We start from the raw sequence: 1,078 nt of genomic DNA on the forward strand, positions 1-1,078 counted from the left end.
AAAATCAGATAGAAAATCTTCTTAACAATGTGGATGTTGAATTGCTTATGGAAACCATCGATATGTTAGTCGAAACATCTAATCAATTTAAACCATTAATTAAAGAAATCACCCCTTTTTTTAATCAATTTATTAAAAAATTCAAAACCAAATAAAATTTTGTCCTAAAAAAAATCCTAGTGAAATAGCCCTTCCATCCTTAATTTCTTAACATAAATTGTAAGGAGTAAGTCTAAAGGAGGGCTATAAAATGGTTGGTTATGGTGGATACAGCGGATGTTGTGGTGGCTATGGTTACGGATTAGGCAACTCTTGTTAAACCAACCCGTTACTTGAATAAGAAAAATGTAATCCTTCTATTAAAGGATCGAACGCCTTTAGCTAGATAAGAAAAAGCCGCCAATTATAGCAGCCTAATCCTAAAGTAAAAAACGCCTTATGTTTAATAACTTTCAATTTGTTCAAAAAGAACAGTTGCTTATGATGACAACTGTTCTTTTCCGTAGGCTCATGGAAAAACTGTTTAAATCTTGTGCTTAAAAGAAGCTGCGTCGTCTTCTTTCGAATTCAAATCGTCTTCTTCTTTCTAATTCGATTTCAATTTCAAAGAGAAACCGTCTTCTCCTATTTATATTAGGAAAAGAGAGGCAATTAGAAAGAAGGGAATGAAATCAAAATCAAAGCCTCGACGCATAAATATTCCTCTGGATGGGTCAACCCTATCTATTACTCCTCTGTGAACTCTTCCAAAATGGTCCCTGACTTCAACAGCTCGTCCACGATTTCTCATAGCGAAATTTCGCATTTAATTCATCCTCCTTTCATTTCATCAGTCTATTTGACAAAGGGACAGATTAACTTTCAACCTGCCCTTTGTTCCGTACAAATTAGTAGCCGCTCATAAAAGAAGCTCCTACAATGATGAGTAGAACGAACAACGTAACGACTAACGCAAAAGGGTTTCTTTCTCTATGTTCGTGTCTAAATTCTTCCATGTATATCACCTCCATAATAAGATTTTACTTCGCCCTAAATCATACCGTTTGGTTGATTAAATGACGCTAGTCAGTACGATAAT

Annotated in this window: 1 protein-coding gene; it reads right to left on the bottom strand. The window is 34.9% G+C overall.

The window, feature by feature from the left end:
- Positions 1–887: 887 nt before the first annotated feature.
- On the bottom strand, positions 888–995 hold the full coding sequence (locus ACIQXV_RS29770; RefSeq protein ID WP_402966005.1) for a YjcZ family sporulation protein: 108 nt from the start codon (positions 993–995) through the stop codon (positions 888–890).
- Positions 996–1,078: the final 83 nt, after the last annotated feature.

Origin of the sequence: Neobacillus sp. NPDC097160, from assembly GCF_044762155.1 — a bacterium.
In the GTDB taxonomy this organism is placed as follows: Bacteria; Bacillota; Bacilli; order Bacillales; family Cytobacillaceae; genus Neobacillus.

Excerpts from the sequence above, each read along its gene's own strand:
- ACIQXV_RS29770 (WP_402966005.1), bottom strand. The coding sequence starts at position 995 with ATGGAAGAATTTAGACACGAACATAGAGAAAGAAACCCTTTTGCGTTA.